Origin of the sequence: Helicobacter sp. MIT 11-5569 (assembly GCF_000765695.2) — a bacterium.
Taxonomy (GTDB): domain Bacteria; phylum Campylobacterota; class Campylobacteria; order Campylobacterales; family Helicobacteraceae; genus Helicobacter_D.
Genome location: NZ_JRPB02000015.1, coordinates 20,128 through 27,372, shown reverse-complemented (window position 1 = coordinate 27,372; position 7,245 = coordinate 20,128). Strand labels below are relative to the sequence as shown.

Here is a 7,245-nt window from a genome sequence, read left to right as displayed (position 1 = left end):
TTTAATAACAATGGAAACTTTAATATTAAACTCACAAACATTGATTTTAAAAGTATAGAATCCATAACAAATCATAGTATCACTAAAGATTCTCCAATCTTTATTTATACTCAAGATTCTAAATCTAATAATATAAACAATAACACTAACAAACAAAATAAAACTTCTAAAACAAACTTTATTACTAAACTACAAGATACTAATACACTCTCTCTTAATATTAATCTTAATACAAACATTACAAGAGATGAATATAATAATATAAACCTAATAGATACTCAATATCTCTTTTTATCTTTTATTCCTTTTAGAAGTAAATATGAAGCAAACAATACAATCTCTCAAAAACTTCAAATCACTTCTCAAGATTTAAATAATGGAACTATACAAAGAGAGTTTATGATTCCAAATGTTTCTTTAAGAGAGAGTGAAATGGTTAGAGAGTGGAAGCAAGAAGTTTTAAAAGATAAGATTGTAGAAGTATATTTTAGTTATGGTGAGGAATGTAGCAAGGTAGAGGAATATTCTAAGTGTCAAGATGATATGAATTTACATATCGTTATTAAAGATTGTAGTGATGGAGAGGAAGTAGAAATAAACATAAAAACACAAGGAGAAAAATTTAGAGTTAAGGGAGTGGTTCAAAATGGTGAAGTAGTTTTTAAAAATATTTTGAAGGATAAAAAAATATGGAGAAGTTAAATGCCAAATTGTGAAATAAGTATTAATGAAATAATAAAGAATATAGAAATTGATAGACCAAGTTTTAAATTTTTGAAAGAAGCGTATGAGAAAATAACAAATATAAAAAGTGATAAATCTTTGCAAAAAACATTATATGAAGCCATATATGATCAAATTATGATTTATACGAGAAACGATGAATGTGAGTCAGAAAAAAATCCAAAGAACTTTGTAATGCCATAATGGCATCTGCCGAAGACTTAAACATATATCCAAGATACGCACTAGTTGGAAAACAGCCATTAGGAGAGTATGTTAGATTTAAAATAGATAGGCACTATAATGGAGAATGGAGAAAAAATCCAAATGAGGTGTATCAGGATTTTAGCAATACTTGCGCCTTGCGTGTAAGTTATGCTTTAAACTATGGAGGAATCCCCATAAAAGATTTATGTTATTTACCATCTGGTGCATTAAAGGGAGAAGATGGACATTTATACTATACGGGAGTTCCTAGAATTAAAGAATTATTAAAGAATAATTGGAATAAAGGTAAAAGGATAAAACCTTTTTCAGAAAGAATAAATTATAAAGAATTTTATAAAGTATTTTATGATAAAAAAGAAGAATATTTAAATATTATAAATGATCCTAAATTGTTGCAGAAAGTGCGGAAAGCCAATCAGGATTTTTTTGATACATTAAAATCTCTTAATCAAAATGGTATTGTAACAATGGATATTGATGGTTGGGGGAATGCAGGAGGACATACAACATTTTTTAATAAAGAAAGCAAAGGATTCCTAGATGACACTAATTATTTAAATGATAGGAAGATGCATATCTTTGTTAGAGAATTATGCTTTTGGAAGATATAACAAGGAGAATTGATGAAAAAGATTCTAGCATTATTCATTTTGTGGTTGAATGTATGTGTGTATGCAAACAGTGAGGATTCTAATCCAAATTTTAAACAAAGTGAAACTTGTAAGAAATATAGTTCATATAAATTGGATGGGCATTATTATAAGCTATCAAAACAAGAAGTCATTAAGGAAATCCAAGCATTAGGAATATCTTATGTATTTGGTTTTGATATATGATATAATAGATCTAATACAGCCAACAGAATATTATCAAAGTTACCGCTTTGCTGATTTATGTCACTCTATACCCAATCTTGATTCTACTTTAGATGAACTTAAACAAAATACAAGAGAAATGTATCGTAAAGTTAGTGGACGAACAATTTTTGGTGGTATTGATATGTTTCACATTAAAAAAGCTCTTGAACTCTACGATTCCCCCGACTACCATTCCGAAGTTGAACGCATTGTTAAAAAATATTGCAAAGATTGTAAATAATAATATAAAATAAATTATGAATATTACTAATCCAAACAATAAAGCAGATATAACTTCCACCAATTCTCCTTATCTCCTAAAAACTCTTTTAGAAAAAGACAAAGCTTATTCTACTTTAGGCATACAATTAAAATCTCCAAAACCTCAAGATACTTTTAATAACAATGGAAACTTTAATATTAAACTCACAAACATTGATTTTAAAAGTATAGAATCCATAACAAATCATAGTATCACTAAAGATTCTCCAATCTTTATTTATACTCAAGATTCTAAACAAACCTTCATTGCTAAACTACAAGATAAACAAACCACTTATTGTTAATTTTAAAGAGAGTGAAATGGTTAGGGAATGGAAAAGTGAGGAGGGAGATGAGGAAGATTTAAGTGAAGTCGAAGTAGTTGGGAAGAATGGCATAGATATAAGCCTTGTGTTAGAATATTCTAAAAATATATTAAGGCGTATTGGTAAAGATTCTAACAATCCTACTATTACTATTACAAATGTAGCAAGAACCCCAACAAAACAAGCCTTAGCAATGTATAATATGATTCAAAGCAATTCTAAAGAACAAGACATAGAAAAGGGCATAGAAATTACAAAGCAAACTTACATAACAGATGTGCATTCTGTCATTGATATTTATAAAAAACTTATGGAGCAAAATAAATCAAAAAATGAAATCCTTAATGCAATGGAACAAGAAATTAAAAGATTAATCCCGCTAGGATATTTTCAACATTGTCAAGATTTTAATATTAAAAATACTTTTGATATATCTGTGTGGAGATTTAAAGATTCTACTAATTTCTATAAAATTGCTAAGCAATATGAGGATAAACATCAAGAATTTAAGATTATTGATGAGCGGAGAAATAAAGAACAATGTTATCATATAGAAATCACTCAACCTTAAAGGATGGAAAATGTTTAGAATTGCTTTAACTTTGATGTTAGCAATGTTAATGCTTTGCGCAGAGGAAGATGAGGAGCTAAAGTCTGCAACACAAAAATGTAAGGTTATCTGTGATAAATGTGGATTTTATGTAAGTCAAACTGGGAATTACTTTAATAAGCTCAAAGCACTGAATGAAAACGAAGGTGACTATTATATCGCAATGGACGATTGGGTTTATTATCTCTATAAGACAGAAGAGTATTTAAGAGTTAATGGGATTAATGCAAATTTTTATGCATCCTCGGCAGAAAAATGTCCAACCCTAATTTTTGGAAACTATTCCTTGGAGGTAAGCAAAATTGATAGCCCTTTCATCTTTATTATTTACCAAAAAGGTAAAAAGCCTCATGTGGTTCAAAATATTGTAATGTCAGAAGATGAAATTAACGCTTACTTCAATCTTTCTAATCCTAAAATACCTCAAAAATAAGCGGTTGGAGTGATGCTAGTGGGCATATTACACTATGGGATGGGAAAAAGCAACGATTTGTAGATAACACTAATTATTTGCTTAAAGGAAGGGCTATTGTTGAAAATTTATATTTTTGGGAATTAAAATAGATAAGAGGGGGTCAGGTGAAAAAAGCAATATTGGCAGTTATATTAATCGGGGTAAATAGCGTATTTGGAGAAATGCTTGGCGAATTATCTTATAAAAATGAAGATGGGAGCAATTGGCACTCAAGAGCATTTGAAAACCAACAATTTACATTTGATTTAAAAGTTGATGCACTGAAAAAATTAGGATTCCGCTATTGTATTAAAAATTTTGTTGATGATAAAAATAGCCAAGTGTATTACCTAATAAAAGATAAACTTGATATGCCTTTATTTTTTGATGATAAAAATAAAGATAATATTATGAATTTTTTAGACTATGTGCATAATCGTATGAGTTGGACAAGTTCAAAAACGATTAATTATATTTATATACCATTTAAGTGTTTGGAAATTTATGAAGATAAAGACTATCATAAAGAAGTTGAACGCATCGTTAAAAAATATTGCAAAGATTGTAAATAGTAATATAAAATAAAATTATGAATACTAACCTAAACAATAATGCAAATATAAACAACTATATAAATCATTCAAACAATATTGCCAATCATTCTAATACTAATTTTTAAGAGATGATATTCAAAAAACATTAAATTTAGAATTAGATATTGATAAAAAAGAAGCCTTAGATGCTGAGCTTAAAAGCATTAATGATTTTTTGTATGTGGAAAATTTTAATGCTATGCAAAATCAACAAAACCCACTAAATGTATCCTAACTTTATAGATAATATACAATCAGCAGTAAAAGATAAAGAAATGGTAAAGAGAGATAGAAGATTCTATTAATTTAGAGAATTTGTAAGAGGATAAAAACAAACAATAACAATTCTATGTGGAAGCAAAGAGTTTAATCTATCTCTGCTACCCCGCATCGCTGCTACACATTCTAAAATCTACTCTCTTTAAAAAACACAGTCCGAAATTTAATGCGCCAATTTAGAATCTATTATAACTATAAAATTTGGAATAAAAATTGCTTTTTACTCTGCAAAGGTGAAATAAATTTTTAAGGATAACTAATGCGTATAGGAACACACTCAAGATACACAATGATGCAATATCATCAAAATCAAACAATGCAAGGTTTAAGCAGCGTTTTGGCACAAATGAATGGTTTAAAAATCCAATATGGTTACCAAAATTCCTCAATTTTTAATAAAACGCTAGCACTTGATTTTAACATTAATACCTTAAATCAAAGCAAGGAAATCGCAAATAATGCCTTAACTTTCACAAAACATACAGACACCGCATTAAGCGAGCTTACAAAAAGTATGGATAATTTTAAGACTAAACTTGTGCAAGGAGCAAATGACATTCACAGCGAAACTTCACGTTTAGCAATCGCTAAAGACTTACGCGCAATTAGAGACCACTTTTTATCTATTGCAAACACTTCTATTGGGGGAGAATATATTTTTGGTGGAACAGCTACGACAAAGCAACCTTTCAATGCAGATGGAAGCTATAATGGAAATGGAGATTTTTTAAGTGCTTTGCTTGGCTCTAATAATTCCCTTCCTTATAATATTACCGGTTTAGAATTATTTCTTGGTTCTGACCGCGATACCAATCGTGTAATTTCAGCAAATATCCCAAAATACAATCAAAGTAAATTACATCCACAGATTATGGATCCCTTGCACCCAACAGGTGTAAGCGAAGAAGTCTTTATAAAAGCAAGTGATACTTTAAGGGATTTAGTCGGTGATAATGATGCAGATACAAGCAATAACGACCCAGAAGTTTTCTATATCACGGGAAGAAAGCCAGATGGGACTGCATTTAAATCTAAATTTGAAATGCAAGTTTCCTATACCGATAAAAATCAAGCACCAAAAGTGCAAGATTTGCTAGATAAAATTGGACGTGAGTTTGGAAATACAGAAGTGAGCAAAGTTGTAGATGTTACACTGAATGAATGGGGGCAAATTGAAATCAAAGATTTAACCGGCGGACGCTCAAATATAGAATTTTCTATGGTTTCAAGCTCTTATAAATCGCCTAATAACCAAAATGCAAATCCGGGTGCAAACCCCCCAACAGATGGAATCGGGGTTTTAGATATTGATGAACTTTTAGGAAGTGGAGTCAAAGTAAATACTTATGTGCAAAGTCCATTTTTAGGAAGTTTTTCAAGCAATAACATTACTTCGGTAGAAGATTATAATGACCACAGAATCCATACGATTCCAACAACTTTTAGAACACATACAAATGAGGTTGCCAAAACAACAACACTATTAAGAGACATTTTTCCAAACGATGTAGATTCTATACAATTAAGTGGAACAGCGGCAAATACAGCACTTGATACCGCTGGTGCTGCCATAGCTCCTGTTAATTTCACAATCAATGCAAACACAACCATTCAAGACCTAATGGATACAATCAAAAATACTTATAGTGCTGGGAATGGAGATATAGATGTGCAATTCTCCGATGGAAAGATTATCATTGTAGATAATAATGTTTCTAAGAAAAATCCACCCGACCAAGACCCAAATACTCTACCATATATTGGAGAGAGTTCTTTATCTGTTACATTTACTGCACAAGATAATGCGGGTAATGCCATAAATGGATTCCGCAATGATTATAGTGTAGAATTTGATAGAGTAGATTTTTCACGCAATGGTGCAACACTAAATTCCAATGTTTCACAAGTAGTTCGCAGCAGCAATGCGTATGCGACACTTGAAACAAAACTTTCTGAAGTTGCAGGAACAGACTTAGATGGACATACTTATAATTTTGAAGTCAAAGATGTTAATGGATTTGATATTAAAGGACGCATTGAATTTAGAAATAATGGTAGCGTGATGATTATTGATAGCCCAGCACAAATGAATGGTGTTAATATCGCTAATATTGAAGTCCCAATTTTACAAGCAAATGGAAATCCTCCACAAGTTTCAGGAGACGCAACTGCTGCTAATGATGTAACATATGAACAATTAGCAAACACTTTTGAAATGGTGTTAAATCTTAGCAACTCTAATCCGGGAGATTTGGCAAATGTTTTTGTAGCAGGTGGTGCAAACTTCAATACTCCAGCCGCTAAACTTGCGTATGAAACAATGCTTGGGAATGCGAAATACAATGTTGATATTACCCTTGATGTTAATGGTGCATTGCAAATTAAAGATTTACATAGAACACCAACAAGAATGGAATTCTCACTTTATGATAGCACAAGTGATAACTACACACTAAATGCTCAAGGTAGAATTGATGGAGGCAGACCCGCTTTAACTTTTCAAGCAAATAGTGCAATTGTCGCAGATGACCCACATGTTAATTTCTTCCAACAAATTGATAAAATGATAGAAGCTTTAGAGGTAGGTTCTTATCGCCCGGGTGGAACAAGCGTCTATGATGATTCTATGAGAAATCCCGGTGTGCAAAATGCTCTGTTAGCATTTGATCATTTAGCAGATCATGTCAATAAACTGCATACCAAAAATGGTTCGCAAGGTAATGCGTTTCAATACTCTATTGAACGCACAGAAATGTTAATCGTGCAGACTAAAACATTGCGTTCAGAAACAATCGATACAGATTTTCCAGAGGTGTATTTACAGTTTTCTACACTTTCTATGGGATACCAAGCAATGCTATCTACCATTGGTAAAATCTCACAACTCTCTCTTGTAAATTATCTATAAGCTCTT

General features: G+C 31.0%; 10 protein-coding genes and 1 pseudogene. All 11 read left to right on the top strand.

The window, feature by feature from the left end:
• Nucleotides 1-702, top strand: a pseudogene (locus tag LS70_RS09985) (hypothetical protein); the annotation flags it as partial.
• Entirely contained in the window at nucleotides 703-927 is a 225-nt protein-coding gene (locus tag LS70_RS09260) for a hypothetical protein (protein WP_034287851.1), read from the top strand.
• Nucleotides 927-1,562, top strand: a complete 636-nt coding sequence (locus tag LS70_RS09255; protein ID WP_081949685.1) for a T6SS effector amidase Tae4 family protein — start codon at nucleotides 927-929, stop codon at nucleotides 1,560-1,562. Before LS70_RS09260 ends, LS70_RS09255 begins: the two co-directional genes overlap by 1 nt.
• A gap of 12 nt (nucleotides 1,563-1,574) precedes the next feature.
• Nucleotides 1,575-1,787 carry a hypothetical protein gene (locus LS70_RS09250; RefSeq protein ID WP_034287854.1) on the top strand — a complete coding sequence of 71 codons (213 nt, stop codon included), beginning with the start codon at nucleotides 1,575-1,577 and terminating at the stop codon, nucleotides 1,785-1,787.
• The gene (locus tag LS70_RS09980; RefSeq protein WP_034287857.1) at nucleotides 1,765-2,049 is read left to right on the top strand and encodes a hypothetical protein; all 285 of its coding nucleotides are present in this window, start codon (nucleotides 1,765-1,767) and stop codon (nucleotides 2,047-2,049) included. Before LS70_RS09250 ends, LS70_RS09980 begins: the two co-directional genes overlap by 23 nt.
• A 16-nt stretch (nucleotides 2,050-2,065) precedes the next feature.
• The gene (locus LS70_RS09245; protein ID WP_138109433.1) at nucleotides 2,066-2,374 is read left to right on the top strand and encodes a hypothetical protein; all 309 of its coding nucleotides are present in this window, start codon (nucleotides 2,066-2,068) and stop codon (nucleotides 2,372-2,374) included.
• Nucleotides 2,375-2,390: 16 nt separating this feature from the next.
• Nucleotides 2,391-2,966 carry a hypothetical protein gene (locus tag LS70_RS09240; RefSeq protein WP_034291247.1) on the top strand — a complete coding sequence of 192 codons (576 nt, stop codon included), beginning with the start codon at nucleotides 2,391-2,393 and terminating at the stop codon, nucleotides 2,964-2,966.
• 10 nt (nucleotides 2,967-2,976) lie between these two features.
• Nucleotides 2,977-3,438 (top strand): hypothetical protein, encoded by a 462-nt coding sequence (locus LS70_RS09235; protein WP_034291249.1) that lies wholly within the window; start codon nucleotides 2,977-2,979, stop codon nucleotides 3,436-3,438.
• The gene (locus LS70_RS10450; RefSeq protein ID WP_442907015.1) at nucleotides 3,435-3,569 is read left to right on the top strand and encodes a T6SS effector amidase Tae4 family protein; all 135 of its coding nucleotides are present in this window, start codon (nucleotides 3,435-3,437) and stop codon (nucleotides 3,567-3,569) included. Before LS70_RS09235 ends, LS70_RS10450 begins: the two co-directional genes overlap by 4 nt.
• Nucleotides 3,570-3,584: 15 nt before the next feature.
• A complete protein-coding gene (locus LS70_RS09230; RefSeq protein ID WP_034291250.1) occupies nucleotides 3,585-4,031 on the top strand; it encodes a hypothetical protein in 447 nt (148 codons plus the stop codon).
• A gap of 559 nt (nucleotides 4,032-4,590) precedes the next feature.
• Nucleotides 4,591-7,239, top strand: coding sequence for a flagellar hook-associated protein FlgL (flgL, locus tag LS70_RS09225; RefSeq protein ID WP_034291251.1), 2,649 nt, complete (start codon nucleotides 4,591-4,593; stop codon nucleotides 7,237-7,239).
• Nucleotides 7,240-7,245: the final 6 nt, after the last annotated feature.

Coding starts and splice junctions, on each gene's coding strand:
- LS70_RS09240 (WP_034291247.1), top strand. CDS start 2,391: ATGGTTAGGGAATGGAAAAGTGAGGAGGGAGATGAGGAAGATTTAAGT.
- LS70_RS09980 (WP_034287857.1), top strand. CDS start 1,765: ATGTATTTGGTTTTGATATATGATATAATAGATCTAATACAGCCAACA.
- flgL (WP_034291251.1), top strand. CDS start 4,591: ATGCGTATAGGAACACACTCAAGATACACAATGATGCAATATCATCAA.
- LS70_RS09255 (WP_081949685.1), top strand. CDS start 927: ATGGCATCTGCCGAAGACTTAAACATATATCCAAGATACGCACTAGTT.
- LS70_RS09245 (WP_138109433.1), top strand. CDS start 2,066: ATGAATATTACTAATCCAAACAATAAAGCAGATATAACTTCCACCAAT.
- LS70_RS09250 (WP_034287854.1), top strand. CDS start 1,575: ATGAAAAAGATTCTAGCATTATTCATTTTGTGGTTGAATGTATGTGTG.
- LS70_RS09235 (WP_034291249.1), top strand. CDS start 2,977: ATGTTTAGAATTGCTTTAACTTTGATGTTAGCAATGTTAATGCTTTGC.
- LS70_RS09260 (WP_034287851.1), top strand. CDS start 703: ATGCCAAATTGTGAAATAAGTATTAATGAAATAATAAAGAATATAGAA.